Annotated in this window: 22 protein-coding genes; 15 read left to right on the top strand and 7 right to left on the bottom strand. The window is 63.9% G+C overall.

Annotation, left to right across the window (positions count from 1 at the left end):
- Window positions 1–26: 26 nt before the first annotated feature.
- A complete protein-coding gene (locus S4A8_RS02220; protein ID WP_353218852.1) occupies window positions 27–1,010 on the bottom strand; it encodes an aldo/keto reductase in 984 nt (327 codons plus the stop codon).
- A gap of 119 nt (window positions 1,011–1,129) precedes the next feature.
- Between S4A8_RS02220 and S4A8_RS02215 the strand changes: the two genes are divergently transcribed.
- A complete protein-coding gene (locus S4A8_RS02215; protein ID WP_353178808.1) occupies window positions 1,130–1,732 on the top strand; it encodes an exopolysaccharide biosynthesis protein in 603 nt (200 codons plus the stop codon).
- A gap of 128 nt (window positions 1,733–1,860) precedes the next feature.
- Window positions 1,861–2,454: a YceI family protein gene (locus S4A8_RS02210; RefSeq protein ID WP_353218851.1), complete on the top strand. Its 594-nt coding sequence runs from the start codon at window positions 1,861–1,863 to the stop codon at window positions 2,452–2,454.
- 940 nt (window positions 2,455–3,394) lie between these two features.
- Here the strand turns inward: S4A8_RS02210 and S4A8_RS02205 are convergent.
- The gene (locus S4A8_RS02205) at window positions 3,395–5,296 is read right to left on the bottom strand and encodes an ATP-binding cassette domain-containing protein (RefSeq protein ID WP_353218850.1); all 1,902 of its coding nucleotides are present in this window, start codon (window positions 5,294–5,296) and stop codon (window positions 3,395–3,397) included.
- 637 nt (window positions 5,297–5,933) lie between these two features.
- Here S4A8_RS02205 and S4A8_RS02200 point away from each other — a divergent pair.
- From S4A8_RS02200 to S4A8_RS02175, 6 genes are all read left to right on the top strand, one after another.
- On the top strand, window positions 5,934–7,295 hold the full coding sequence (locus tag S4A8_RS02200) for a DNA recombination protein RmuC (RefSeq protein ID WP_353178800.1): 1,362 nt from the start codon (window positions 5,934–5,936) through the stop codon (window positions 7,293–7,295).
- Entirely contained in the window at window positions 7,285–8,388 is a 1,104-nt protein-coding gene (moeB, locus tag S4A8_RS02195; RefSeq protein ID WP_353178798.1) for a molybdopterin-synthase adenylyltransferase MoeB, read from the top strand. The genes S4A8_RS02200 and moeB overlap by 11 nt, the downstream gene beginning before the upstream one ends.
- A gap of 145 nt (window positions 8,389–8,533) precedes the next feature.
- Window positions 8,534–10,240: a carbon starvation CstA family protein gene (locus S4A8_RS02190; protein ID WP_353178796.1), complete on the top strand. Its 1,707-nt coding sequence runs from the start codon at window positions 8,534–8,536 to the stop codon at window positions 10,238–10,240.
- Window positions 10,237–10,704, top strand: a complete 468-nt coding sequence (locus tag S4A8_RS02185) for a hypothetical protein (RefSeq protein ID WP_353218849.1) — start codon at window positions 10,237–10,239, stop codon at window positions 10,702–10,704. The genes S4A8_RS02190 and S4A8_RS02185 overlap by 4 nt, the downstream gene beginning before the upstream one ends.
- 31 nt (window positions 10,705–10,735) lie before the next feature.
- Window positions 10,736–10,996, top strand: coding sequence for a cory-CC-star protein (locus S4A8_RS02180; RefSeq protein ID WP_353178793.1), 261 nt, complete (start codon window positions 10,736–10,738; stop codon window positions 10,994–10,996).
- Window positions 10,997–11,090: 94 nt separating this feature from the next.
- Complete coding sequence (locus tag S4A8_RS02175; protein ID WP_353218848.1) at window positions 11,091–12,071, top strand: ArsA family ATPase; 981 nt, start codon at window positions 11,091–11,093, stop codon at window positions 12,069–12,071.
- 16 nt (window positions 12,072–12,087) lie between these two features.
- Here the strand turns inward: S4A8_RS02175 and S4A8_RS02170 are convergent, their stop codons facing one another.
- From S4A8_RS02170 to S4A8_RS02150, 5 genes are all read right to left on the bottom strand, one after another.
- The gene (locus S4A8_RS02170) at window positions 12,088–13,122 is read right to left on the bottom strand and encodes a hypothetical protein (RefSeq protein WP_353218847.1); all 1,035 of its coding nucleotides are present in this window, start codon (window positions 13,120–13,122) and stop codon (window positions 12,088–12,090) included.
- A gap of 169 nt (window positions 13,123–13,291) precedes the next feature.
- A complete protein-coding gene (locus S4A8_RS02165) occupies window positions 13,292–14,488 on the bottom strand; it encodes an NAD-dependent epimerase/dehydratase family protein (RefSeq protein ID WP_353178789.1) in 1,197 nt (398 codons plus the stop codon).
- Window positions 14,485–15,531 (bottom strand): glycosyltransferase family 4 protein, encoded by a 1,047-nt coding sequence (locus S4A8_RS02160; protein ID WP_353218846.1) that lies wholly within the window; start codon window positions 15,529–15,531, stop codon window positions 14,485–14,487. Before S4A8_RS02160 ends, S4A8_RS02165 begins: the two co-directional genes overlap by 4 nt.
- A 185-nt stretch (window positions 15,532–15,716) precedes the next feature.
- On the bottom strand, window positions 15,717–16,697 hold the full coding sequence (locus S4A8_RS02155; RefSeq protein ID WP_353178785.1) for an NADPH:quinone oxidoreductase family protein: 981 nt from the start codon (window positions 16,695–16,697) through the stop codon (window positions 15,717–15,719).
- Between the two features lie 156 nt (window positions 16,698–16,853).
- Window positions 16,854–17,510 (bottom strand): TetR/AcrR family transcriptional regulator, encoded by a 657-nt coding sequence (locus S4A8_RS02150; protein ID WP_353218845.1) that lies wholly within the window; start codon window positions 17,508–17,510, stop codon window positions 16,854–16,856.
- Window positions 17,511–17,676: 166 nt separating this feature from the next.
- Here S4A8_RS02150 and S4A8_RS02145 point away from each other — a divergent pair, with 166 nt between their 5' ends.
- From S4A8_RS02145 to S4A8_RS02115, 7 genes are read left to right on the top strand one after another with little or no spacing between them, the layout of a single operon-like run.
- The gene (locus S4A8_RS02145; protein WP_353218844.1) at window positions 17,677–19,473 is read left to right on the top strand and encodes an acyclic terpene utilization AtuA family protein; all 1,797 of its coding nucleotides are present in this window, start codon (window positions 17,677–17,679) and stop codon (window positions 19,471–19,473) included.
- 12 nt (window positions 19,474–19,485) lie between these two features.
- Window positions 19,486–20,652 (top strand): acyl-CoA dehydrogenase family protein, encoded by a 1,167-nt coding sequence (locus S4A8_RS02140; RefSeq protein WP_353218843.1) that lies wholly within the window; start codon window positions 19,486–19,488, stop codon window positions 20,650–20,652.
- Window positions 20,653–20,660: 8 nt separating this feature from the next.
- On the top strand, window positions 20,661–22,277 hold the full coding sequence (locus S4A8_RS02135) for an acyl-CoA carboxylase subunit beta (protein ID WP_353218842.1): 1,617 nt from the start codon (window positions 20,661–20,663) through the stop codon (window positions 22,275–22,277).
- Window positions 22,278–22,297: 20 nt separating this feature from the next.
- Window positions 22,298–23,455: an acyl-CoA dehydrogenase family protein gene (locus S4A8_RS02130; RefSeq protein ID WP_353218841.1), complete on the top strand. Its 1,158-nt coding sequence runs from the start codon at window positions 22,298–22,300 to the stop codon at window positions 23,453–23,455.
- A 15-nt stretch (window positions 23,456–23,470) separates the two neighbouring features.
- Window positions 23,471–24,271: an enoyl-CoA hydratase/isomerase family protein gene (locus tag S4A8_RS02125; RefSeq protein WP_353218840.1), complete on the top strand. Its 801-nt coding sequence runs from the start codon at window positions 23,471–23,473 to the stop codon at window positions 24,269–24,271.
- On the top strand, window positions 24,268–26,250 hold the full coding sequence (locus tag S4A8_RS02120) for an acetyl/propionyl/methylcrotonyl-CoA carboxylase subunit alpha (RefSeq protein ID WP_353218839.1): 1,983 nt from the start codon (window positions 24,268–24,270) through the stop codon (window positions 26,248–26,250). Before S4A8_RS02125 ends, S4A8_RS02120 begins: the two co-directional genes overlap by 4 nt.
- Before the next feature lie 25 nt (window positions 26,251–26,275).
- A complete protein-coding gene (locus S4A8_RS02115; protein WP_353218838.1) occupies window positions 26,276–26,812 on the top strand; it encodes a hypothetical protein in 537 nt (178 codons plus the stop codon).
- The last annotated feature ends 24 nt before the right edge of the window (window positions 26,813–26,836 follow it).

The raw sequence follows: 26,836 nt of genomic DNA, 5'->3' as shown, positions 1-26,836 counted from the left end.
CGGCCTTATGGCGACAACGCGGCCGATCAGTTATGGCCAGCGATGGGGTGGGGTAGGTAGGGCGCTTCCAGCGTTTGCTTCTCGTCGGCGCTGAGCTCGATATCGATTGCCTGGATCGCCTGATCGAGATGATGGGACTTGCTGGCCCCCACGATCGGCGCGGTAATCACCGGATTGGACGCCACCCAGGCCAGCGCGATCTGGGCCATCGACACATCGCGGGCTTCGGCGACTTCGCGTAGCGCGGCGATCACCGGGGCGTCGATTTCGCCGCCGAGATGCCACTTGCGCGTGTTTTCGTCGGTTTTCGCCCGCGTGGATTCGCCGCCTTCGCCCTGGGTCGTCTTGCCGGCCAGCACGCCGCGCGCCAGCGGGCTCCACGGAATCACGCCCACGCCCTGATCGGCGCATAGCGGCAGCATTTCGCGCTCTTCTTCGCGATAGACCAGGTTGTACATCGGCTGCATGGTCACGAACGGCGTCCAGCCATGGCGCTCGGCCACCTGCTGGGCCTTGGCGAATTGCCAGGCATACATGGACGATGCGCCGATATACCGGGCCTTGCCGGCCTTGATCACGTCGTGCAGCGCTTCCATCGTTTCCTCGATCGGCGTGTCGTAATCCCAGCGATGGATCTGATAGAGGTCGACATGATCGGTGCCCAGGCGTTCGAGCGAGCCGTCGATCGCACTCATGATGTGCTTGCGCGACAGGCCGCGGTCGTTCGGGCCGTCGCCCATGGGCATGTACACCTTGGTGGCGAGCACGAACTCATCGCGCCGGGCGTAGTCGGTCAACGCCTTGCCGACCACCCGCTCGGAAGCGCCGAGCGAATACATATCCGCGGTATCGAAGAAATTGATGCCGGCATCCAGCGCCTGCTTGAGAAACGGCCGGCTGGCCTGTTCGTCGAGCACCCATTCCCGCCATTCGGGCGTGCCGTAAGTCATGGTGCCCAGACACAGGGGCGAGACTTTCGTGCCGGTGCTGCCAAGACGTTTGTACTGCATGGCGTATACGCTTTTGAAAAATCGATGCCACATACAATAAAGCAGGCAGCGTCGCTCGGGAACCGGGCGCGACCGTGCTAATCTGACGCGCATTCGAACTCACGCAGAGACAAGCCCCGATGGGCGAACAGACCACCCTGACCGGACTCCTGGAATCGCTGGATTCCAGCGCCCAAGGCCAGGCCGACAGTCATGGTTCGGACGATCAGCTGTCGATTGGCGAAGTGCTGGAAGTCATCGGCGAGCGTGGCTACGGCCCGCTTGTGCTCATCCTGGCGCTCATCGCGGCGTTGCCCACGGGCGCGGTGCCCGGCATTCCCAGCGTCTGCGGTATTTCCATTGCGCTGGTCTCCACCCAGCTGATCTTCGGCAAGGCCCATCCCTGGCTGCCCAAACGTCTGCGCCGCCTGGCGATCGAGCGGCATCGCTATCGTCAGGTTTCGCGCCGGCTCATACCGTGGACACGCCGTATCGATCGGCTCGTGCGTCCGCGTCTGACCGTGCTCGTACAAGGCGCGAGCACCCGGCTGATCGGCCTGGCCTGTGTCGCCCTTGGCCTGTGTATGGTGCCACTGGAAATTCTGCCGTTCGCTGCCGCCGCGCCCGCACTCGGGATTGCGCTCATGGGGCTAGGGCTGACCGGACGCGATGGATTCTGGGTGCTGGCGGGTCTGGTACCGGCCGGTTTGGCCGGCTATTTCGTCTATACCGTGCTTAGCTAGGCCGTCACCGGCAAGCGCGCTGGCGCGGCCCATCGATCCGACGGATTATCGTGCGGCCAGTGTTTATTCGAAATCCGCTAGACTCGGATTCGACAATCAAACCCTATCCTCGCAAGGAAGTGAATCGTATGAATAAAATCTTCATTGGGCTGGCCACGAGCGGGCTGCTCGCTGCCACCGCCCTCAGTGCGAACGCAGCCGCAACCTATACGATCGATCCCTCGCATACCTATGGCAACTTCGAGATCGGCCATATGGGCCTGTCCACCATGCACGGGCGTATCGATGTCACCGGCGGCGAAATCGTCATGGATCGCGACGGCGATACCAGCCGCGTTGAGGTGACCCTCGATCCGGCCAGCGTGGATACCGGCCACGACAAGCGCGACGAACATCTGCGCGAAACCGAAGGTTTCTTCGAGGTCGAGAAATATCCCGAAATGCGCTTCAAGTCCACGAGCGTGACCTTCGACGGCGATGACGAAGCCACCGTGGAAGGCGAGCTCACGATGCATGGCACCACCAAGCCCGTCACGCTCGATGTCGACGATATCGTGTGCAAGACCAACCCCATGGACGAGAAGAAATACACCTGCGGTTTCTCGGCCGAAACCGAGATCAAGCGCAGCGATTTCGGCATGGATGCGTTTATCCCGCTGGTAGCCGACGAAGTCGAAATTCAGATCGAAGCCGAAGCCAACCGGCCCAACGACCAAGGCTAGACCAACGCGTTATCAGCCGGTGGCTCGAACGCGTCACCGGCTGATCGCAGGCGTGTCGGTGATCGCGAGGCTTCGTTGCTTCAAAAAAAGTCCGCAAATGAATGCTAGGCGTGCCAATTAAAGGGTCGCGACTCGGCCACCACGCCCGTCTTATTCGTCCCCGATCTTGATTATGTACAAAGGTCAGCATGCGGCGCGAACAGCACAGCGACCGGCCATCGAGCGATCTATCTTTCGTCTTATTCGCGTGTCTTCGCGTTCATTCGCGGACAAGTTGCCCGCTTGAGAACAGCCCGCTGCGTTTCATCCATCACCGAGAAGACATTTATCCGCAGATTACGCAGATCACACAGATTGAAGACAAGAAATCGACGGTCGTTCGGCATCGTCTGGCCCCTGTGCCACGCGCTTCTTCATCTGCGTAATCTGCGAAATCTGCGGTTCGGCTTGAGGAACGAAGCCACCACAAGGTCGCTTACCGAGCTCCGGATACATCGTGCTGCATCTGCGGATTGCCTGTAGCAGTGCGGTGCGTGCATTTCAGATCAACCGGCCTTCGAGCGATTCTTTGTTTGTGTTATTCGCGTGTCTTCGCGTTCATTCGCGGACAACCTGCTTGCCTGACTGCAGCAGCTGCGTTTCATCCCTCACCAAAAAGGCATTTATCCGCAGATTACGCCGATTACGCAGATGCATTGATTTAGTCGTAGTGGGCAACCGGCTTCATTTGAGCCGCGGCGTCGGTGAGACTAGCGCCAAGCAACCGTCCGCAGATCACGCAGATCGACGCAGATCAAAGACAGGAAGCCGCGGTCGTTCGCTGTCGTTGGCGCCTGTGCCGCGCGCTTCCTCAGCTGTGTAATCGGCGCAATCTGCGGTTCCGCCTGAGGAACGAAGCCAACACGGTTGAAACAACTCGCGCGGGCAATGGCCGCGGCCATTAACCCTGGCGCGCCTCCAAAGCCTCCCATCGCTCCAACGCGTGCTCGAGGTCGCTCTGGGCCTTGCCCAGCGCTTCGGTCTTGCGTTTGATTTCGTCGGCCGGCCGGTCGTAGAAACCGGGCTGACCGAACTCGGTTTCGAAGCCTTCGATCTTCGTTTCCAGCTTTTCGATTGTGTCCGGCAGGGCGCGCAGTTCCTTGCGTTCGGCACTGCTCAGCGGATTGGTCGGTTTGGGCTTGGGCGCTGCCGGCGGCGCGGAGGCTTGCGGTTTTTTGGTCGCAGCGGGCGCGGGTTCGGCCTTGCGCGGGCGCTGGCGCAGCCAGTCGGTATAGCCGCCGACATAGTCGTTGACCGCGCCGTTGCCTTCGAACACGAGACTGCTGGTGACCACGTTGTCGAGAAAGGCACGGTCATGCGACACGAGCAGCAGCGTGCCCTCGTAGCTCATCAACCGTTCTTCGAGCAGTTCCAGGGTCTCCACGTCGAGATCGTTGGTGGGCTCGTCCATGATCAGCAGATTGGCCGGGCGGGTGAACAGCTTGGCCAGCAGCAGGCGGTTGCGTTCGCCGCCGGAGAGCACGTGCGTGGGGCTGCGCGCGCGCTTGGGCGAGAACAGAAAGTCCTGCAGATAACTCATCACGTGCCGGTCCTGGCCGTTGATGGTGATCGAGGAGCGGCCCTGGGCCACGTTGTCGAGCACGCTGATGGAGTCATCGAGCGCGGCCCGGTGCTGGTCGAAATGGGCGATATCGAGATTGGTGCCGAGCTTGATGGTGCCGGCATCGGGCTCGATGCGCCCGAGCAGTAGATTGATGAGCGTGGTCTTGCCACAGCCGTTGGGGCCGATGATGCCGACCTTGTCGCCGCGCTGGATCACGGTCGACAGATTGTTGACGATCGGTTTTTCGTTGTCGCCATCGCGCCAGGTATAGGCCAGGTTTTCGGCCACGATCACATGCTTGCCGGAGCGGGCAGCGTCCTGGGTAACGATATTGGCGGTGCCGCCGCGTTCGCGCCGTTCGGCGCGCTCGGCCCGCATGGCCTTGAGCGCGCGCACGCGGCCTTCGTTGCGGGTACGCCGGGCCTTGATGCCCTGGCGAATCCAGACTTCTTCCTGGGCCAGGCGCTTGTCGAACAGGGCGTTGGCCTTTTCCTCGTCGGCCAGCATCTTTTCCTTGCCCTCGATGAAGGCATCGTAGTTGCCCGGCCAGGAGGTGAGCTTGCCGCGATCCAGATCGATGATGCGGGTAGCCAGATTCTTCAGGAAGGCGCGATCATGGGTGATGAACAGCAAGGCGCCGTTCCACGCCAGCAGCATTTCCTCGAGCTGGGCGATGGCCGCGATATCCAGATGGTTGGTGGGTTCGTCGAGCAGCAGCAGGTCGGGTTCCTGCACCAGCGCGCGGGCCAGTAGCACGCGGCGTTTCTGCCCGCCCGAGAGCGCTTCGAACTGCCAATCGGCGTCTAGATTCAAACGCGACAGGGTGGATTCGACCTGCGGCGCGAGCGTCCAGCCGTCCATGGCCTCGACCCGGGCCTGGGCCTTGGAAAAGGCGTCCATCACGTCCTCGCCGGCCGACAACCGGGCGGTGAGTTCGTGAAAACGCGCCAGGGCCGCGCCGACGTCGCCGAGTCCGCCGGCCACCACATCGAATACCGCGCCTGAAGTGTCCGCCGGCACCTCCTGTTCGAGGCGCGCGATACGCAGATCCGGCTTTTGTTCGCGGATGACCTCGTCCGGCTCGATCTCGCGCGACACGATACGCATGAGGGTGGATTTGCCGGTGCCGTTACGCCCGACCAGGGCGACGCGCTCGCCGCGGTCGATGCTGAGTTCGGCGTCGTCGAGCAGCGGATGGGTGCCGTAGGCCAGACGCAGGTTGCGCAGTTGCAGAATCATGGGCGCGACAACATCGCGAGGTGGGAAATAGAGGCGGGTATTGTACGCGTTGGCGGGCGCGGTCGTGGGCCGCGGCCCGGCAAGCGAAGCGACTGCCCATCACGGCCCAAACAACCCATCTACGCAATCCACGGGCCGATGGGTTCTCGATCTTGGCTGAAACGCAGCTGCTGCACTCAGGCAAGTAGGTTGTCCGCAAATGAACGCGAAGACACGCGAATAGGCGACAGGCAGATTGCTAGAAGACCGGGCGGTGAGATGTTCGGGCCGTACGCTAACGGCAATTCGCAGAGGGTGCACTCTGTGGGCGCAGTTCGGTAAGCGACCTTGTGATGGCTTCGTTCCTTAAGAGGAACCACAGATTTCGCAGATTACGCAGATGAAGAAGCGCGTGGCACAGGGGCCAGACGATGCCGAACGGCCGTCGATTTCTTGTCTTCAATCTGTGTGATCTGCGTAATCTGCGGATAAATGTCTTCTCGGTGATTGATGAAACGCAGCGGGCTGTTCTCGAGCAGGCAATCTGTTCGAAAATGAACGCGAAAATACGCGAAAGACCGGTAGTTCGGCGGGTAAGCGTGCCGTGCTGCAACCCGTATGCTGACGTTCGTTACCCATCACCAAGAGCCGCGATTTGATGATGCCATCCGTTACCACGCTTTACCTGGCAGCTGCGCTATGGGCCGGTGTGCTGCTGGGCGGCGTATTCGTGCTGCTATGGGCGCGCTCGAAACAGGCGCAGCTGGTGGCCGACCGTGCCAGCGCCCAGCGCGAAGCGGACACGCGTGCGGCCGAACTGGCCGATGTCCGGGCTGCCCTGGATAACGCCCGCGCCGACAACGCGCGCCTGGAAACCCGCCTGGAGGCCGAGCGCCGCCATGCCGAGGACAAGCTCAAGACGCTCACCGACGCACGCGAAGCGCTCACCCACCAGTTCAAGACCCTGTCGCAGGAGATTCTGGAGGAAAAAAGCCGGGCCTTTACCGAGCAGAACAAGGCCAGCCTGGAACCGTTGATCAACCCGCTGCGCGAGCATATCGGGCGCTTTGAAAAACAGGTGCGCGAAGCCTACGACCAGGAAAACCGGCAGCGCTCGGCATTGGCCGAACAGGTGCGCCTGCTCGAACAGTCCAACAAGGCCATTGCCGAGGATGCGACCAATCTCGCCAATGCGCTGCGCGGCGAATCCAAGACCCAGGGCAACTGGGGCGAGATGATTCTGGAAACCGTGCTGGAACGTTCGGGGCTGGAAAAGGGCGTGCAGTACGAAACCCAGTTCGCGGCCACCACGGAGGACGGCAATCGCCAGCTACCGGACGCGGTGGTGCATCTGCCCGAACAGCGCAGCATCGTGGTCGATGCCAAGGTGTCGCTGACCGCCTATCTGCGGGTGCACGAAGCCGAGGACGAAACCACGCGCCGTACGGCCCTGGCCGATCATGTGGCCTCGGTACGGCGTCATCTCAAGGGTCTGTCGGCCAAGAACTACCAGAACATCGACCGCATCGAAACGCTGGACTATGTATTCATGTTCATCCCCTCGGAAGCGGCCTACGTCGAGGCCCTGCGCGGGGATTTCGATCTGCAGCGCGAGGCGCTGGATGCCAATATCGCGCTGGTGTCGCCGACCACGCTCATGCCCATGCTGCGGGCGATCGCCAACCTGTGGAAGCTCCAGCAGCAGGAAGAAAACGCCGCCGAGATCGCCAACCGGGCGGGCGCGCTCTACGACAAGTTCGTGGGCTTCGTGGACGATCTGGACAAGCTGGGCCGGGCCATGGACACCGCCAACAAGGCCTTCGATTCCGCCCGCAACAAGCTGGTGAGCGGACGCGGCAATATCGTTCGGCGCAGCGAACAGTTGAAAAAGATGGGCGCGAATACCAGCAAGTCGATGGGGGCCACGTGGGTGCGCCAGGCCGAGCTGGGCTCATCCACGCACGCCGATGAAGCGCCCGACGACGATAACGACGACCTGGACGAACGCCATGAGCCTTAAAGACGAGCTTGCCCTGCTGCGCGAGCGTATACCGCCGGTGGCCGCCGAACGCGCGGCCGAACTGGCCGGTGATGGCGCGCTGCTCGTGGATATCCGCGAGGCCGATGAGATTGCCCAGGGCACGCCGGTGGGGGCGAAAGCGCTGGGCCGCGGGTTTCTGGAAATGCGGATCGAAGAACAGGTCAGCGATCCGAGCCAGACCATTCTGCTCATGTGTGCATCCGGCTCGCGCTCGCTGCTGGCGGCCGATCAGCTCACGCGGCTCGGCTATACCGATGTGCGCTCGGTGGAAGGCGGCTTCGATGCCTGGAAGGACGCCGGGCTGGCCTTCGAAACCCCGGCCATGCTCGATACCGCCGATCGCGCCCGCTATGCGCGCCAGCTCACCCTGCCGGAGGTCGGTGAAGCCGGCCAGACGAAGCTGCGCGATGCGCGGGTACTGATCATCGGCGCCGGCGGGCTGGGTTCGCCGGCGGCCTATTATCTGGCCGCGGCCGGCGTGGGGCATATCGGCATCGTCGATCACGACGTGGTCGATCGCTCCAACCTGCATCGCCAGATCCTGCATCGCGATGCCAGCGTCGGCCAGCCCAAGGTGCGCTCGGCGATGGCCAGCCTGAGTGCGCTCAATCCGAGTATCGATATCGAGCCGATCGAAAAGCGCGTGAGCGCCGACAACGCCGCCGAGCTGGTGGCCGGCTACGACCTGGTGGTGGACGGCAGCGACAATTTCAGCGCGCGCTATGCCATCAACGATGCCTGTGTCGCCGCGCGTATTCCCCTGGTCTATGGGGCGGTCGAGCGCTTTGCCGGTCAGGTCGGCGTATTTCCGGCCGGTGGCCAGCCCTGTTATCGCTGTCTGTTCGCCAGTGCACCGCCGGCCGGGGCGGCACCGACCTGCGCCGAAGCCGGTGTGCTTGGCGTGGTGCCGGGCATCGTGGGCACACTTCAGGCACTGGAAGCCATCAAGCTGATCGTGGGCATGGCCGACACGCTGACCGCACGGGTGCTCACCCTCGATGCCAAGACCCAGCGCTGGCGCAGTCTGCAGATACCGGCCGATCCACACTGTGCGACCTGTGCCGGCGGGTGATCCGCCGACGCGTGCATGCGTATTTGACACACGCTGTACATGACAACCGACGATAGTCGACTATCGTCGTGGTAGGGCGGATTGCTAGGATTCGGCGACTTTATAGCGCCCGGTCTGGATGGGCGCGATCGCGAGGGGATACGAGATGCCGGCCTTTCTTCTGATCGTGATTACGTTGGTGGCGTTCTATTTCGCCTACAAGTTCTATTCACGCTACCTGGCCGAGAAGGTCTATCGGCTCGATCCGAACTTCGTCACCCCCGCGCATGCCATGCGCGACGGGGTGGATTTCGTACCCACGCATAAACATGTGTTGCTCGGCCACCATTTCACCTCGGTGGCCGGCGCGGCGCCGATCGTCGGTCCGGCGATCGCGGTCTACTGGGGCTGGCTGCCGGCATTGACCTGGGTGGTGCTGGGCACGATCTTCGCGGCGGGCGTGCATGATTTCGGCTCGATCGTCGTCTCTGCTCGCAATCGCGGCCAGAATATCGGCACGCTCTCCGGCAAGGTGGTATCCGCCCGAGCCAGCACGCTGTTTCTGCTGATCATCTTCTTTTTGCTCACGCTCGTGAACGCGGTGTTCGGCGTGGTCATGGCGATTCTGTTCGAAAAGAATCCGGGCGCGGTGATCCCGGCGCTGATCGTCATCCCGATCGCGGTGTTCATTGGCCAATGGGCCTATCGCATGGGCCGGTCGATCATCATTCCTTCGGTCATCGGTCTATTGCTGCTCTATGCGGCAATCCCGGTGGGCCAGGCTTATCCGATCTATGTCGACGGGCTAGCCGAGGCGGTCGGACTGTCGGTGCGTACCACCTGGATCATTCTCATCTTCGCCTATACCTGGATTGCCTCGCGGTTGCCGGTGTGGGTATTGCTGCAGCCGCGCGACTACATCAACGGCCAGCAGCTGATTGTCGCGCTGGTGGTGATCTTTCTCGGCGTGCTCGTCGGCTGGGATACGGTCAGCGCGCCGGCGGTCAACGAAGTGGCGCCGAATTCGCCGCACTGGTTCCCCTATCTGTTCATCACCGTGGCCTGTGGCGCGATCTCGGGTTTCCATAGCCTGGTCGCCTCCGGCACCACTTCGAAACAGCTGGGTAACGAAACCGAGGCGCGTTTCGTCGGCTATGGCGGTGCGCTCGGCGAGGGTGCATTGGCGCTGGCTGCGATTCTGGCCTGTACCGCCGGGCTCGGCGCGGCCGGCGACTGGAATGCCGCGTACGCCGACTTCGGTGCGGCCTCCGGCGGTGCGCTTGGCCACTTCGTCAATGGCACCGGGCATTTTCTAAGCAATCTCGGCATCCCCGCGACGCTGGGGGCGACGTTCGCGGCCGTGGTGGTCATCACCTTTGCCGGCACCACGATGGATACCGGCGTACGTCTGCAACGTTATATTCTTGAAGAGATTTCCGAGCTGGCGGGCGTCAAATCGCTGGTCGGACGGGTGAATCTGCTCACCACGCTCGCCGTGCTGATTCCGCTCGGGCTGGCGCTGCTGCCGGGTGGCGACAGCGCTGGCGGCAAGGGCTTTGCCTTCGGCCGGTTGTGGACGTTGTTCGGTACTACCAACCAGCTCACCGCCGGACTGGCACTGTCGATTATCGGCGTATGGCTGCTGGCACGTAATCGCAACCCGTTGGCGGCGCTCATTCCGCTGGTGTTTCTGCTGTTCATGACCACCTGGGCGCTGGTGCTCAACCTGGGCGATTTCTTTGCCAAGGGTGATTGGCTGCTGCTAATCATGGATGCGGCGATCTTCGTGCTGGCCGCGTGGCTGGTGGTGGAAGCGTTTACGGCCTTCAACCGCGAGCGGCGTAATCCGAGCGCGGCTACCGAGCAATCATGACCGCTATGCCCGCGCCGGCCGCCGCGTATCGCGATCGGCGTCGCGGCACGGGCGCGCATCAGGTGATTCTGGTGCGCGAGCAGGATGCCCAGCACAGCGGTTCGGGGTGTTGTGGTCGTCTCGGCGAATGTCACACTGCGCTGGGTGCGGCCGCGGATTTCAGTCACAGCCGGGCACGTATGCAACACACCGGAGAAATCTATCGCGCGCTCGCGCAGGCTGCGCCCGATCTCGAACTGGTGGTGGCCGATCCGCGTAATTTACTGTGGCTGTATCCGGCGGTCTGGAAATCCGCGCGTGCCGACGGCGCCGGCGTGTTCGCCGCACTGCGGGCCGTGGCCCGTGCCGGGGCGCCGGTGGCGGTGGTCGTCGATGGCCATACGCTCTACTCGGGGCGCCTGCCGGATACGGCGACGGTCGTGAAAGCCGTGCTCGAATACACCGGGCGCTCGTTACCGGCGTGAAGACAGCCCGGGTTACCGCAGGTCGAAACCGATGAGCGAAAAAAGCCTCTGGCAACGTTTTTCCGACTACCACGACGAACTGTTCATGGCGCCGTGGCGCGCCGGTATCGCGCGTGAGGCGCGTTCGGAAGAAGATGCGCTGGTTGCGCTGTTGTTTCTGGAGGCATTGGGTATCCCCGGGCCGGCGGATTATTATGCGCTTGAGCTGTATCCGGATCTGATCGAGGCATTCCATCGCTGGCACCAGCGCATGGGCATGGAAACCTTTCCCGAAGCCGGCGTGTGTTGCTGACGACGAGTGCTCTGTACGTGCGGGCAATGCCCGTTCGGACGGTGCGCGCAATACGGCAATCGAATTAACCCAGGTCGACCGATAGACGCGAGCCATGGCGCATTCTCATGCACATCACCACCGCGATGGCCACGATCTGCCCACGCGGTTCTATCTATTTGGCGGCAAGGGCGGGGTCGGCAAGACCACGCTCGCGGCGGCCAATGCGCTGCGCCTGGCCACGGCCGGCGAACGTACGCTGCTGGTCTCCACTGATCCGGCCCATTCGGTTTCCGACTTGCTGGAAACTCGGCTCGGCGCCGAGCCGACCGTGGCCGGCGACAATCTCTGGGCCATGGAGATCGACCCCGAAGCCGATGCCAGGGCCTATGTCGAAGGGATTCGCGAAGACGCGGAATCGGCGGTGTCCAAGGCGGTGCTGCCGGCGCTCGACCGGCATCTGAAGCTGGCCGTACAGGCGCCGGGCACGGCCGAGTCGGCTTTGTTCGATCGTTTTACCCGAATCATGGAGTGGTGCCCGCAACGCTTCGATCGGGTGGTATTCGATACCGCGCCCAGCGGCCATACGCTGCGCCTGCTGACATTGCCGTCCATGCTCGGGGCCTGGGTCGAAGGTTTACAGGCCCAGCGCGCCAAGGTGAACAAGCTACAGGGCATGTGGCGCTCCATGGCCGGTGTCCGCGAGCCCGAGCGCGAAGACCGGGTGCTCGTACGCCTGCGCCAGCGCGCCGAACGCTTCGCCCAGGCCCGCCAGCGTCTGCACGACGAATCGGTGTTCCATCCGGTGTTGCAGGCCGAACGTCTGCCGATCGAAGAAACCGCCCGCGTGATCGAACAGCTGCGCGATACCCATATCCCGGTGGGCGCGTTGTATGTGAACCGGCTCTGGCCGGCCGATGAGCGCAGTACATTCGTGACCGAACGCGTGGCCCAGCAGAACGAATATCTGGCCGAAATACGCGATCGCTTTGCCGGCCAGGCACTTATCGAGGTCGCCCAGAGTGCACGCGATATCGTCGGTCGCAGCCAGCTCGAAGCACTGGCATCCCGCCTGAGTACGCCGGGCGTGGGCTAGCGCGCCCGCCAGGCGTTCAATCGAGCAGCCGGATGGTCAGCCGGCGGACCAGCTCCCGGGCCTGGGCCGGCCCCAGATGGTGTGCGAGCGCGACCGTACGATGGCGCAGGCGCATCATCACCCGGGTACGGGGCTTGCCGAGCAATGGCTCGGCCGTGACGGTATCGGGGATTTGCGTTGTGACGGGCAGGGTGAGTGCGTCGGCCCCGTGCGCGGCGTCGTAATAGTCGCGCACGTTGTCGTCGGCTTGCTGCGGAACGTAGAGCCCGTTGATGTGTTGGCGCTGATAGCGGCCGCAATCGCCGCCGGTGATCACGCTCAGCGATTGCTGGTCGATGACGATACGGGCACGCCGGTTGTGGCGCAGTGCCGAGCGCACGATCACCGCCACGGCAAGGGCAATGAACGCCAGCACGATCAGGGTGACGGGTACCATCGCCTGGTCGGCCAGTTCCAGAAGATGGTGATGCGCCCAGAAAAGCAGGGCGACGTAGATGATCGCGACATTGGCGACGAAGTAGAGCAATCGCCGCAAGGGGCGCCAGCGCGGCGGGCGAATCTCGATCGCGACGGTGCCATCGGCGCGGCGATGCTCGGTGATGCCGTGTCGATGGTCACGCCAGCCCGACAACAGCGCAACGAGCAGGCTCGCGACGAGGCTGAGCAGGGCACTGGCGAGTACCGCCATGCCGGCATGGGTCAATGGCAGCGAGGCGAGGGTGGGGGCCTGATACCAGGGCGATTGCCAGAAGCCGAATCCGAGCAGGCTGCATACGCACACCGCCAGCGTCATCGCACACAGGCTGATACGCCCGCGTGCACTCTGCACAAGGCCCACGAAGCCGATCAGCGGTAGTGTCCAGCCCAGTACCGGGCCCAGATATTGGCCGATATCGAAGCGGTCGATCGGGGCGAGCAGGACAGCCAGGCCGGACGACAGCGCATAGCCCGAGCTATCGACGCCGTCGCCCAGGGCCAGCCAGGGCGTGAAATAGAGTACGAGCAGGGCGCTGGTCAGCGCAGCAAGCGTCCAGCGGCCATCGATCGGCACAGGCAGCGTATCCGGTTCGTAACCTGAAACGGATTATAGATCAGCGGCGCGCAATTGAGTCGAACGCGATAGATATCCGGCTACTTCCAATCGCTTGTTCCGCCATGGGCTGCCGGCGTTGTGCCACGGCAGTCTGGTACGTGGCCGGGGTGGCCCGGCCGCCGCGCGATCAGCCGGCCACGGCCTGCGACGCCGGCGCCGGGCGCGGGCGTACCCACTGCGAGGTCGACAGAATCCGGCTTTCGTCGCAACGGTGGGCATAGCGCTGGGCCACGTCGATGATCTCGCCCAGCAGGTTGTCGCGCAGCGTGGTCGGATCCAGCCCCAGATCCAGCAGGCAGGCGTTATCCACGCACAGGTCGTTTTCCGGCGCTTCACGGCGCGGGTTGGGCAGATGGGCGATTTGTGCGCCGGTCATGCGCGCAACCAGTTTGGCCAGTTCGCCCACGCGCCAGGTTTCGGTCATCTGGTTGTAGATGCGCACGCGTTCGCCGGCGGCCGGCGCGTTGCCAATCGCCATTTCGATACAGCGCACGGTGTCCTGAATATGGATGAAGGCCCGGGTCTGGCCGCCGCTGCCGTGCACGGTCAGATCGTGGCCGACCGCGGCCTGCATGAGAAAACGGTTGAGTACGGTGCCGTAGTCGCCGTCGTAGTCGAAGCGATTGATCAGGCGTTCGTCGAGCCGGGTTTCGCGGGTCTGGGTGCCCCAGACCACGCCCTGGTGCAGATCGGTGATCCGCAGGCCGTCGTTCTTGTTGTAGAAATAGAACAGCAGCTGATCCTGGGTCTTGGTCATGTGATAGATACTGCCCGGATCCGGCGGGAACAGAATCTCGCGCTGGGTACGCGCGCCGGCGCTGTCGTCGACTTCGACCGTGAGATAGCCCTCGGGAATACGCAGCCCGCCGCCATAGCCATAGACGCCCATCGTGCCCAGATGCACCAAATGGGCATCGATGCCGGTTTCGACCAGCGCACAGAGCACGTTCTGGGTCGCGGCGAGATTGTTCTCGACCGTGTAGCGTTTGGCGCGGGCGTGTTTCATCGAATAGGGCGCCGAGCGTTGTTCGGCGAAATGCACGATGGCATCCGGCGCCAGGCGTTCGATCGTGGCCTCCAGGCGGTCGTATTCGCGGGCGACATCCATATGCAGCGCAGCGATCGTGCGCCCGGTGAGTTCCTTCCAGGCGGCCAGACGGATATCGATCGGCGAAATCGGGGTGAGCGAACTCACGCCGAGCTCGTTGTCGATATGTCGCCGCGACAGATTGTCGATCAGTGTCACCTCATGGCCCTGACCGGAAAGATGCAATGCCGTGGGCCAGCCGCAGAAGCCGTCGCCGCCGAGTATGAGGACTTTCATCGTGCGTTCTCCAATGCCGGGGTCGCAAAGCGCAGGTTGGGGCGTCGTGCCGGGGCGAGCTGGGTCGCGAACTCGGCCGCCGAGGCGGCCCAGCTATGGGCACGGGCATAGGCGATGCCGGCCTCGCCGTCGAGTTCGAGCGCAGCCAGCGCCGCGGCCTGCAGATCGTCGTCGAGCACGCCGGTGATACCGGGCTCGACCACCTGTTTGGGCCCGGTGACCGGGTAGGCAGCCACCGGCACGCCACAGGCCATGGCCTCCATGAGCACCAGCCCGAGCGTGTCGGTCTTGCTCGGGAACACCATGCAGTCGGCCGCACAGATATGACGGACCAGGTCTTCGCCCAGGCGCATGCCCACGAAACAGGCATCGGGATAGCGGCGTTCGAGCGCGGCGCGGGCCGGGCCGTCGCCGACTACCAGCTTGCTGCCGGGCAGATCGAGTTGGAGAAACGCTTCGACGTTCTTTTCCGGCGCCACGCGGCCGAAGTAGAGAAATACCGGCCCGGGCAGATCGACAACGGCCGGCGTGACCGGGCGAAACAGCCGGGTGTCGACGCCGCGGCCCCACAGGGCCAGGCGCGAAAAACCGCGATCCTGCAGATAATCGGCCAGCGGGCGCGTGCTCACCATGGTGCGTACGCTGCGCCGATGAAACAGATTGAGTACCCGATAACCCAGGCCCACCGGCACCATCGGCCAGCGTGCATTGATGTATTCGGGAAAGCGGGTATGAAACGAGGTGGTGAAACGCCAGCCGCGCAGCCGACAGTACAACCAGCCCGCCAGGCCCACACTGCCTTCGGTGGCGATATGCACGGCATCCGGCACAAAGCGTTGCAGCCGGCGGGCCACGCCGGGCAGCGGTGCGGCGGCCAGCCGGATTTCGGCGTACGTGGGGCAGGGCACGGTCACGAACAGGCCCGGATGGATGACCAGCACGTCATGACCGGCGGCTTCCAGTTCTCGAACCAGGGCGGTCAGCGCCGTGACGACGCCATTGACCTGCGGCTTCCACGCGTCGGTGAGCAATGCAATACGCATGCGGCTCCTCGTTGCGGGCTGTCATGGATATGACAGCCGGCTTGCAATGGAGCGCAGTGTGGGTCGTTCAGATAACGCCGGGATGACACGGCGATGTCGTTTGCATGACAACATCGCCGCGTTGTCGCGGGAACGAAATAGGGCAGTGCCGGCCCGGCGCGGTTCGGCCGGGCCGGCCGATCAGACTATTCCTGCGGTTTGATGACCAGCTTGCCGGCCGCCTTGCGCGAAGCCAGCATGGTGATGGCCTCACCGCCGCGTTCAAGCGGATAGGTGCCCGAGACATGCGGGCGCAGCTTGCCTTCGGCCAGCCAGGTAAAGATCTGCTTGAGCTGTTTCTGGTTTTCCTGCGGTTCGCGCTGGGTGAACGAGCCCCAGAACACGCCCACGATCGAGCAGCCCTTGAGCAGGGCGAGATTCAGCGGCGGCTTGGGAATCTCGCCAGCGGCGAAGCCGATCACCAGCAGACGTCCGCGCCAGGCCGTGCCGCGCAGGGCTTTTTCGGTCATGTCGCCGCCGACCGGGTCATAGACCACGTCCACGCCGCGCCCGTCGGTGCGGGCTTTGATGGCGTCCTTGAGGTCTTCTTCGACGTAGTTGATGGTTTCATCGGCGCCGTGCTCGCGACACACCGCGAGCTTTTCTTCGCTGGAGGCCGCCGCAATCACGTGCGCGCCCAGCGCCTTGCCCAGCTCGATCGCGGCCAGGCCCACGCCGCCGGCCGCACCCAGCACGAGCAGCGTTTCGCCGGACTTGAGCGCGGCGCGGTCGGCCAGGGCGTGATAGGTGGTGCCATAGGTCATCACGAAGGCGCTGGCGGTCACGTGGTCCACGCCGTCCGGCATCGGGATCACGCGGTTGGCGTCGGTGGCGATCTGTTCGGCCATGGCGCCATAGCCGGTAAAGGCGATCACGTTGTCGCCGGGCTTGAGATGGGTGACCTCGTCGCCGACGGTATTGATCACGCCCGCGAGTTCGCCGCCCGGCGAAAAGGGCAGCTCCGGCTTGAGCTGGTATTTGTCCTCGATGATCAGGCTGTCCGGGAAATTCACTGCCGCGGCCTGCACGTCGATGAGCACCTGCTTGGGGCCGACCTCGGGCGTGGGGCGTTCTTCGACGACCAGCGTTTCCGGCGGGCCGAATTGTTTGCAGAGCAATGCTCGCATCAGGGGGTCTCCTCTTTATTGACGATTGTCTTGATTGAGCGCCGCTACACGGCGCAGCCATGAACGGACGTTCGTTCATGCATTCTGCCTGAACCTGATCCGATCGTCGCTTGCCAGCGGGCTCGGCACAAATCGGCCAGGCCTCTCGGGCGACGCCTAGTCGGCGACGGCGTATCGGGCCAGAAACGTCGCTACGGCCGCATCGCAGGTGCGCTGCACCTTGGCCGCGGAAGGCCGGCGTTCGTCGTTGAGCATGCGCGGCCAGAACACCACGCTCGAAATCATGCCCAAAAACTGTTCCGCGGCCAGGCCGGCATCGGGCACATCGAGCGTACCCAAGTCGTGTTCGCGTTCGAAGTAGCCTTTTACCGCGGCCAGAAACGGGCCGTGGCCGCGCTGTTCCAGGGCGTGGCCCATCTGCGGCAGCCGTAGCGCCTCGGCGATCAGTGCGCGCACCAGCGGATGGAAATAGGGGGTGAGAATCAGCCGGGCATAACGCTCGGCAATTTCGTGGAGTACGCGTTCGGGTTCGCCGGCCGGCAACTCGGCGAGCGATTCCGGCGAGCCATCCAGAAACGGGCGCTCGATAATCTGCGCGAACAGCTCGTCCTTGCTCGGAAAATGCCGGTACAGGGTGGCCGTGGACACACCCGCGGCCTTGGCGATCCGGTTCAGGCTGGTGCCGGCAAAGCCGCGCTCGAGAAAACACTCGAGGGCGGCATCGAGAATGGCATCGCGTTTCTCGGCTGAAATCTGACGATGGTAGGCGGCGGCCGGGCTGGCGCTGGCCATGGGCTTTCCTGACTGGGGCACGGGGCAAGTCTAGCGCAATTATTCCTAAGGTGAGTCACTCGACTTGACTTAAAAACAACGGCGCTGCACTCTCATCTCAAACAGGTCATCAGAACCATAGCGTCGCCGCTCGGGTACGAAAGCGCCCGTGATCGGCGACCGCCTTTCGGCAGGAGCGCCATTACCCGTGGATTCGATCCGCATCGGCTGTGCGTCGGCATTCTGGGGCGATACCAACACCGCCGCCGCCCAGCTCGTCGAAGAGGGCGATATCGACTATCTGGTGTCCGACTATCTGTCGGAAATCACCATGTCGATACTCGCGGCCAAGCGCCGTCGCGATCCCGGTGCCGGCTACGCCGAGGACTTCGTCGCCCATGCGCTCAAGCCCGTGCTGGCCGAAATCAAGGCACGCGGCATTCGGGTGATCAGCAATGCCGGCGGTATCAACCCGGCGGCCTGTCGCGATGCATTGGCCGCGGCAGCGACCGAAGCCGGGCTGACGTTCAAGATTGCGATTGTGACCGGCGACGATCTCATGCCCGAGCGCGCGCGTCTGGCCAGCGCCATCGAGCCCATGGCGGGCGAAGGCGCCATGCCGCAGGCGCCGGTGAGCATGAATGCCTATCTCGGTGCGCCGGGCATTGTCGCCGCACTCGATGCCGGTGCGGATATCGTGATCACCGGGCGCTGTGTCGACAGCGCGCTCGTGCTCGCGCCGCTGGTGCATGAATTCGGCTGGCACTGGCAGGACTACGACCGGCTCGCCGCGGGTAGTCTGGCCGGGCATATCATCGAATGTGGCTGTCAGTGCACGGGCGGCAATTTCACCGACTGGCATCTCGTGGCCGACGGCTATGCCGATATGGGCTTTCCCATCGTCGAGGTCGCGCGTGATGGCGCGTTCGTGGTGACCAAGCCGGCGGGTACGGGCGGGCTGGTGAGTTGTCATACCGTCGCCGAGCAGATGCTCTACGAAATCGGCGATCCGCGGGCCTATCTGTTGCCGGATGTCGCCTGCGATTTCACCCAGGTAACGTTATCCCAGGTCGGCGAGAATCGGGTCGCGGTCGCCGGCGCGCGCGGTCAGGCGCCCAATGCCGATTACAAGATTTCGGCCACCTATATGGATGGTTACCGCTGCACAGCGGTGTTCGTTGTTGGCGGCATCGAGGCCGGGGCCAAGGCGCACAGCGCAGCCATGGCCATCCTGGCCAAGACCGAGCGCTTGTTCGCCGAGCGCGGGCTCGGCCCCTACGCCGACTACGATATCGCCGTGCTCGGCACGGAAGCGATGTATGGCGCGAATGCCCGCGAGGCCGCCGCACACAGCCGGGAAGTCGTGCTCAAACTGGCCGTACGCCACGAGTCGAAGGACGCGTTGGCGCTGTTTACCCGCGAACTGGCCCAGGCTGCCACCGGCATGGTGCCGGGGGTGACCGGCTTTTTCGGCGGGCGACCCAGCGTGAGCCCGGTGATCCGGCTGTATTCCTGTTTCGTGCCCAAGGCAGCAGTGGCCGTACAGGTCGATATCGACGCCACGATCGCACAGGTCGTAATCGATACCAACGGCGGTTTCGACCGCGACTCACGGGCAAGCGAGCCTAATCCGGCCGACGACATCGCGCTCGATGATCCTGTGTCCGTACCGCTTGTTCGCTTGGCGTTGGCGCGCAGTGGCGACAAGGGCGATGCCGCCAATATCGGCGTGATCGCGCGCGATCCGGCCTATTTGCCGTATCTGCGCGCTGCCCTCACCGATGCCGCGGTTGCTGACTGGTTTGCCCACCTGCTCGAAGGCGAGGTCTGCCACTGGGAACTGCCCGGCACCCATTCGATGAATTTCCTGCTCACCCGCGTACTGGGCGGTGGCGGCGTGGCATCGCTGCGCGCCGACGCCCAGGGCAAGTGTCTGGGTCAGATACTGCTGGATTTTCCGGTGCCGGTATCCCCGGCGATCGCCGCGCGTATCGACACTGTTTAACGAGAGCCTGTTATGCAATTCACCCCCGAACACGACGCCCTGCGCGACACCATTGCCCGGTTTATCGATCGCGAGATCAACCCGCATGTCGCCGACTGGGAGCAGGCCCAGCAGTTTCCCTCGCACGAACTGTTCAAGAAGATGGGCGATCTGGGCCTGCTTGGTATCCACAAGCCCGAGGCCTACGGCGGTCAGGGGCTGGATTATTCCTATGCCATGGTCGCCGCCGAGGAATGGGGCCGGATCAAATGCGGCGGCGTGCCGATGGCCATCGGCGTACAGACCGATATGGCCACGCCAGCGCTGGCGCGCTATGGCAGCGACGAACTACGCGGTGAGTTTCTGGCCCCGGCCATCGCCGGCGAGCAGGTAGCCGCCATCGGTGTATCCGAACCGCAGGCCGGCTCCGATGTCGCCCAGCTGAAGACCACGGCACGAAAGGATGGCGACGACTACGTCATCAACGGCTCCAAGATGTGGATCACGAATGGCATGAAGGCCGACTGGATCTGCCTGCTGGCCAACACCTCGGATGACGGGCCGCACCGGAACAAGTCGTTGATCGTGGTGCCGCTGGATAGCCCCGGCGTCGAACGTGCCCGCAAGCTGCACAAGCTCGGCATGTGGTCATCGGATACGGCCCAGCTGTTTTTCGACGACGTGCGCGTGCCGCAGCGCAACCGCATCGGTGCCGAAGGGATGGGCTTCACCATGCAGATGCAGCAGTTCCAGGAAGAGCGCATATTCGCTGCGGCCTCCGCGCTCAAGGGCCTGGAAAACGTGGTCAACGCCACGATCGAATACACCTCGGACCGCCAGACCTTTGGCGTGCCGATTCTGCATAACCAGGTCGTGCATTTTCGCCTGGCCGAACTGCAGACCGAGATCGAAGCCCTGCGTTCACTGACCTATCGCTGTTGCGAACGCTATGTCGTCAACCCCGACGATAGCGGTGTGCTGCAACTGGCCTCCATGGCCAAGCTCAAGACCGGGCGCCTGGTGCGCGAAGTCACCGATGCCTGTCTGCAGTACTGGGGCGGTCAGGGCTATATGTGGGAAGCCGAGGTTTCGCGGGCATTTCGCGATACCCGCCTGGCCTCGATCGGGGGCGGCGCGGACGAAGTCATGCTTGGCATCATCTGCAAAACGATGGGCATTCTGCCCGGCCAGCGGGGTTAGATTCGGATATGGCGGTTCTCTCCACCCGTGTCGATCACAACGCCGACAGCTTTCAGCGCAATCGCGAAGGCATGCTCGCCGCGGTCGACGCACTGCGCGAAATCGAAGCGAAGGTCCATGCGACCGAACAGAGCAAGGCCGAGCGCTATCGCAAGCGCGAACAGCTGCTGCCGCGCGATCGGGTGAATCTGCTGCTCGATCGCGGTTCGCCGTTTCTGGAGCTATCCACGCTGTGCGGCTATGGCTGCCACGACGATACCGATGGTTCGCTGGCCGGCGGCAACAGTATCTGCGGTATCGGTTATGTGTCGGGCGTGCGCTGCATGGTCAATGCCTCCAACAGCGCGATCAAGGGCGGCACCATGACCCCCTGGGGTGTACAGAAAACCCTGCGCATACAGGAAATCGCGCGAATCCAGAAATTGCCGATCGTGTCGCTGATCGAGTCCGGCGGCGCCAATCTGCTTTATCAGGACGAAATGTTCATCGAAGGCGGACGCACCTTTGCCAACCAGGCGCGGCTGTCTGCACAGGGATTGCCTCAGATCACGGTCGTGCATGGTTCCTCGACCGCTGGCGGCGCGTACATGCCGGGGCTGTCCGACTACGTGATCATGGTGCGCGGGCGGGCCAAGGTGTTTCTGGCCGGCCCACCGCTGCTCAAGGCCGCCACCGGTGAGATCGCGGAGGACGAAGCGCTAGGTGGCGCCGACATGCATGCAGGCACCGCCGGTACCTGCGAATATCTGGCTGCCGACGATGCCGACGGCATCCGTCAGGCGCGCGAGGTCATGGCCCGGCTGGACTGGAACGCGCGCGCGCCGAAGGCCGAGCTACCGGGGTTTGCGCCGCCGCGCTACGACATCGACGAGTTGTGCGGCATCGTCTCGGCCGATCACAAAAAGCCCTACGACTGTCGCGAAGTCATCGCCCGGCTGGTCGACGATTCCGATTTCGATGAATTCAAGGCCGATTTCGATGGCCAGCTGGTATGCGGACATGCCGCGGTCGAAGGGCGTCCGGTCGGCGTGCTGGCCAATAACGGGCCGATTACCACCAAGGGCGCGAACAAGGCCGCCCAGTTCATCCAGCTGTGCTGCCAGGCCGATATTCCGCTGGTGTTTCTGCAGAACATCACCGGCTATATGGTCGGTAAGGACGCCGAACAGGCGGGCATGGTCAAGCACGGCTCGAAGATGATCCAGGCCGTGGCCAACGCCCATGTGCCCAAGGTCACCTTCGTGATCGGCGGCTCTTTCGGTGCCGGCAACTACGGCATGTGCGGGCGCGGCTTTTCGCCGGATTTCATCTTCGCGTGGCCCAATTCGCGTACCGCGGTCATGGGCGGCGAACAGGCGGCCGGTGTCATGCAGATCGTCACCGAAGCCAAGTACCAAGGCCGCGGCGAAACCCCGCCCGACGGCCTGCTCGACAAGATGTACGCACAGATCACCGCCAAGTTCGAGGAGCAGGGCCATGCCTTCTACGGCAGCGCGCGCCTGTTCGACGACGGGCTGATCGACCCGCGCGATACCCGCCGCGTGCTCGCGCTCACGCTGTCCGTATGCCGCGAAGCGCGCCGACGCGACGTACGGCCCAACGATTTCGGCGTGGCCCGCTTCTAGGGCGCGCGAGGAGAATTGCCATGTTCACCCACGAACACGATGAAATACGGCGCACCACCGAGCGCTATATCGAGGAACAGGTCAATCCACACGTACGCGAATGGGAGCAGGCGGGCCTGTTCCCGGCCCACGAGCTGTTCAAGGGCCTGGGCGATCTGGGCCTGCTCGGGATTACCAAGCCCGAGGAATACGGTGGACTCGGGCTGGATTACTCCTACCAGCTTGCCTTTGCACAAAGTCTGGGGCGTATGACCTGTGGCGGTATTCCCATGGCCGTGGGCGTACAGACCGATATGGCCACGCCGGCCCTGGCCCGCTATGGCAGTGAGGCATTGAAACGCGAATTCCTCGCCCCCGCGATCGCCGGCGATCAGGTCGCCTGTATCGGCGTATCCGAACCCGGTGCGGGGTCAGATGTGGCGGGTATTACCACCACGGCCAAGCGCGATGGCGACGACTACGTTATCAATGGCCAGAAGATGTGGATCACCAACGGCACCCAGGGCGACTGGATCTGCCTGTTGTGTGTGACCGGCGGCGTAAGCGATGACAAGGCGAAGCATCGCAACAAGTCGCTGATCGTCGTGCCGCTCGACGCGCCGGGCGTAAACCGCGAGACGAAACTCGACAAGCTCGGCCAGCGCAGTTCGGATACGGCCATCATTTTCTTCGACAATGTCCGCGTGCCGGCGCGCAATCTCATCGGCGAAGAAGGCCAGGGTTTCAGCTACCAGATGCAGCAGTTCCAGGAAGAACGCCTGTTTCTGGCGGCCAGCATTCTCGAGGCCATGCAACGGGTGTTCGACGACACCGTGGCCTACACCCGCGAGCGCAAGGCCTTTGGCCAGGGCGTGATCGACAACCAGTATGTCCAGTTCACGCTCGCCGAACTCGCCACCGAACTCGAAGCCGCCCGTGCGTTGACGTATCAGGCCACGGCCGATCTGGTCGATGGTCGCGACGTGACCCTCAACGCCTCCATGGCCAAGCTCAAGACCAGCCGCCTGGCCCGACAGCTCACCGATACCTGTCTGCAGTTCTGGGGCGGGCAGGGCTATATGGCCGAATCCACCACCGCCCAGTTCTATCGCGACCTGCGCCTGCATTCGATCGGCGGCGGCGCCGACGAGGTGATGCTTTCGATCATCGCCAAGCGCCTCGAACTGCGCTCGCGTTAAGCCCAGGTCCCTGCCATGGCGTTACCCGAGACAACACAGCTGACCCTGGCACTGCGCGACGGCGTATTGCAGGTCGTATTCGATCGTGCCGGCGTGTCCAATGCGCTCGATAGCGAGACGGTGGAAGAGCTGGCCGCCGTCTTCGAAGCAGTCGCCGACGATCGCAGCGTACGCGCGATCGTGCTGCGCGGGGCCGGCCGGCATTTCTGTGCCGGCGCGGACCTGAAATCCATCGGCGATGTGACGGGCGCAGACCGGCGCGCGGCCGTCGTTGCCTTCAACCGCCGTTTCGGCGAGGTGCTGACGATGATCGATCGTGCACCACAGGCGGTGGTGGTCGTAGCCCAGGGCGCGGCTCTCGGCGGCGGCTTCGGCCTGTTGTGTGTTGCCGACATCACCATCGTGACCCGCGATGCGACGATGGGCATGCCCGAAACCCGGCTCGGCCTGCCCGCAGCCCAGATCATGCCGTTCGTGGTCGCGCGTATCGGGATGACCGCGACCCGGCGGGTTGCCGTCTGCGGGCTGCGCTTCGATGGCGCCGAGGCCTATCGACTCGGCGTGGCCCATACCGTCGTCGACGATCTCGCCGCGGCCGATCGCGCGCTCGAGGGCGTACTGGCCGATATCAAGGCCTGTGCGCCGGGTGCGAATGCCGCCTCCAAACAACTGCTGGCTATGCTCGATGGCCGCCATATGGACCGGCTCGCCGATCAGGCAGCAGCGCTGTTTGCCGATTGTCTGCTTAGCGACGAAGGCGCCGAAGGTACGCAGGCATTTCGCGAAAAACGCACACCCCGATGGGCCCGCACATGAATGGTTTCGACAGCGTTCTGATCGCCAACCGCGGCGAAATCGCCGTCCGTATCGCCCGTGGCGCACGCGCGGTGGGGTGTCGCAGCGTGGCGGTATATTCGAGCGCCGATGCCCAGGCGCTGCATGTGCAGCAAGCCGACATGGCGGTGGCGATCGGCCCCGCGCCGGCGGCTGAATCCTATCTGGCGGTGGACAAACTGATCGCCGCCGCAAAGGCCAGCGGCGCCCAGGCGATTCATCCCGGCTACGGGTTTCTGGCCGAAAACGCGGATTTCGCCCGTGCGGTCGAAGCGGCCGGGTTGATATTTATCGGGCCGACGCCGGAGGCCATCGATCTGATGGGGCGCAAGCGCGCGGCCAAGCAGCGCATGATCGAAGCCGGCGTGCCCTGCGTGCCCGGTTACGAGGGGCAGGCCCAGGACGACGACACGCTGATTGCCGAGGGCGAACGGATCGGCTTTCCCTTGATGGTCAAGGCGTCGGCGGGCGGCGGCGGGCGCGGCATGCGACTGGTCGAGCGCAAAGCCGATCTGGCCGAGGCGATACGCGGCGCGCGTTCGGAAGCGGCCAGTGCCTTCGGTTCGGACGAACTGATTCTGGAAAAAGCCGTGCTCGGCGCACGCCATGTGGAGATTCAGGTGCTGGCCGACATGCACGGCCATGTGATTCACCTGGGCGAGCGCGATTGTTCGGTCCAGCGTCGCCACCAGAAAGTCGTCGAAGAAGCGCCGTCGCCGGCTGTCGACGCCGAATTACGGGCACGCATGGGCCAGGCTGCGGTCGATGCTGCGGCTGCGATCGGTTATCGTGGCGCCGGCACGGTGGAATTTCTGCTCGATGCCAGCGGCGCGTTCTATTTCATGGAAATGAATACGCGGCTACAGGTCGAGCACCCGGTGACCGAACTGGTGACCGGACTCGATCTGGTCGCCTGGCAGCTGCGTATCGCCGCCGGCGAGCCGCTTACGCTCGCCCAGGACGATGTGCGTTTCGACGGCCATGCGATCGAAGTACGGCTGTGCCTGGAAGACGTCGCCCAGGATTTCATGCCCCAGACCGGCCTCGTACGGGCCTGGCGGGTGCCGCAGGGGGCGGGTATTCGCGTCGACCATGGCCTGCGTGAAGGCCAGATGGTGACCCCGCATTACGATTCCATGGCGGCCAAGATCATCGCCTGGGGCGAAACCCGCGATATCGCGCGCCGCCGGCTGGCCGCCGCGGTCGACGAAACCCTGTTGTTCGGCCCGGTCAGCAATCGCGATTTTCTCGCGCACATACTCGCCGAGCCGGCGTTCGTGTCGGGGGATTTCGATATCGGTTTCGTCGGCACGCATATGCAGCCGGCCCTGGCCGGCGATGCCCCCGGGCGTGAACATCTCGCGCTCGCGGCGGTGGCCTGTCATGCCCATGATGCAGGGCGTCTCGCGGCGAGCGCCGGCCTGGCAGACGCATTGGCGGGCTGGCGCAGCGCGGGCACCAATGAAACGCCGCTGGTGTTGATACAGGGCGATCGCCGCAACGACTTGCGGCTGCGCCATGACGGCGGGGACTATCAGGTGCGGGTCGACGATACGTGGATCGATCTGCGTATCGGGGCCTTCGACGGCACGCGTTTCGATTATGTGTTGAGCGGCGTGGCCGCGCGCGCGGATGTGCTGTGCCACGGCGCGGATGTGTGGCTGTGTGCCCAGGGGCGTACAGCACTCTATACCGATGCCCTGCGGCTGCCGCCCGAGTCTGCCGATGGGGCAGGCGATGGCCGCGTGCTGGCCCGTATGGATGGCAAGATCCAGCGTGTCGATGTGGCCGTGGGCGATCAGGTGCAGGCGGGCGACACGCTGCTGGTGCTCGAAGCCATGAAGATGGAGTTTTCCATCGCGGCCGACATCGACGGCGAGATCGAAAACCTGAGCTGCAAAGCGGGTGATCAGGTCGCCGCGCGCCAGTTGTTGGCGGTGATCACGCCGGCTAATCTTTGAGGCGTCATTCGCCTGTCGGAAAGTCGTGTTGTTCGATTTTTGCCGCCGTATTGTGCTGACGCTCGTGTGTCTGATGCTGGCCGGCTGCGCAAGCACGCCGGCCTATCGCTTCGTCGATCCGGGCTATGACGACACACGCTATGACGGCTTTATCGCCTATGCGGCCTTTACCGATCTGGCCATCGAAGCGGCCTTCGAGCAGGCGCTGTGCAAGCGGCTGTTGGCAGCCGGCCATGCATGTACGCCCATGCTCGATGCCGCACCGCCCACGCGTGAACAGGACGGCGCCAGCCGGCATGCGGCCAGCCGTGCCAGTGGTGCGCAGGCCAGCATCGTGATCGAACTGGCGGATATGGACAGCGTGTCGCGTCGGGTCATCGGCCAGGCCCGCCCGGCTTACAACGTGCGTGTCGTAGACAATGCGGACCAGCGTGTGGCCGTACAGCTGGCAATCGAAAGCCCGGCCGGCGCGCGTGCTGCGGTATCGCAGCAGGCCGATGCATTGGCCCGTCAGATCGTGGCCGCGCTCGATCAGGCCGCGCTGCTCTACCAGCGCCCGTAAACGCGCGCCTGGGCTCGTCGCCCG

The sequence above is a fragment of the Salinisphaera sp. S4-8 genome (assembly GCF_040361235.1).
Classification (GTDB): Bacteria; Pseudomonadota; Gammaproteobacteria; order Nevskiales; family Salinisphaeraceae; genus Salinisphaera.
The sequence above is the reverse complement of the archived record's forward strand: the minus strand, read 5'-3'. Positions and strand labels throughout refer to the sequence as shown.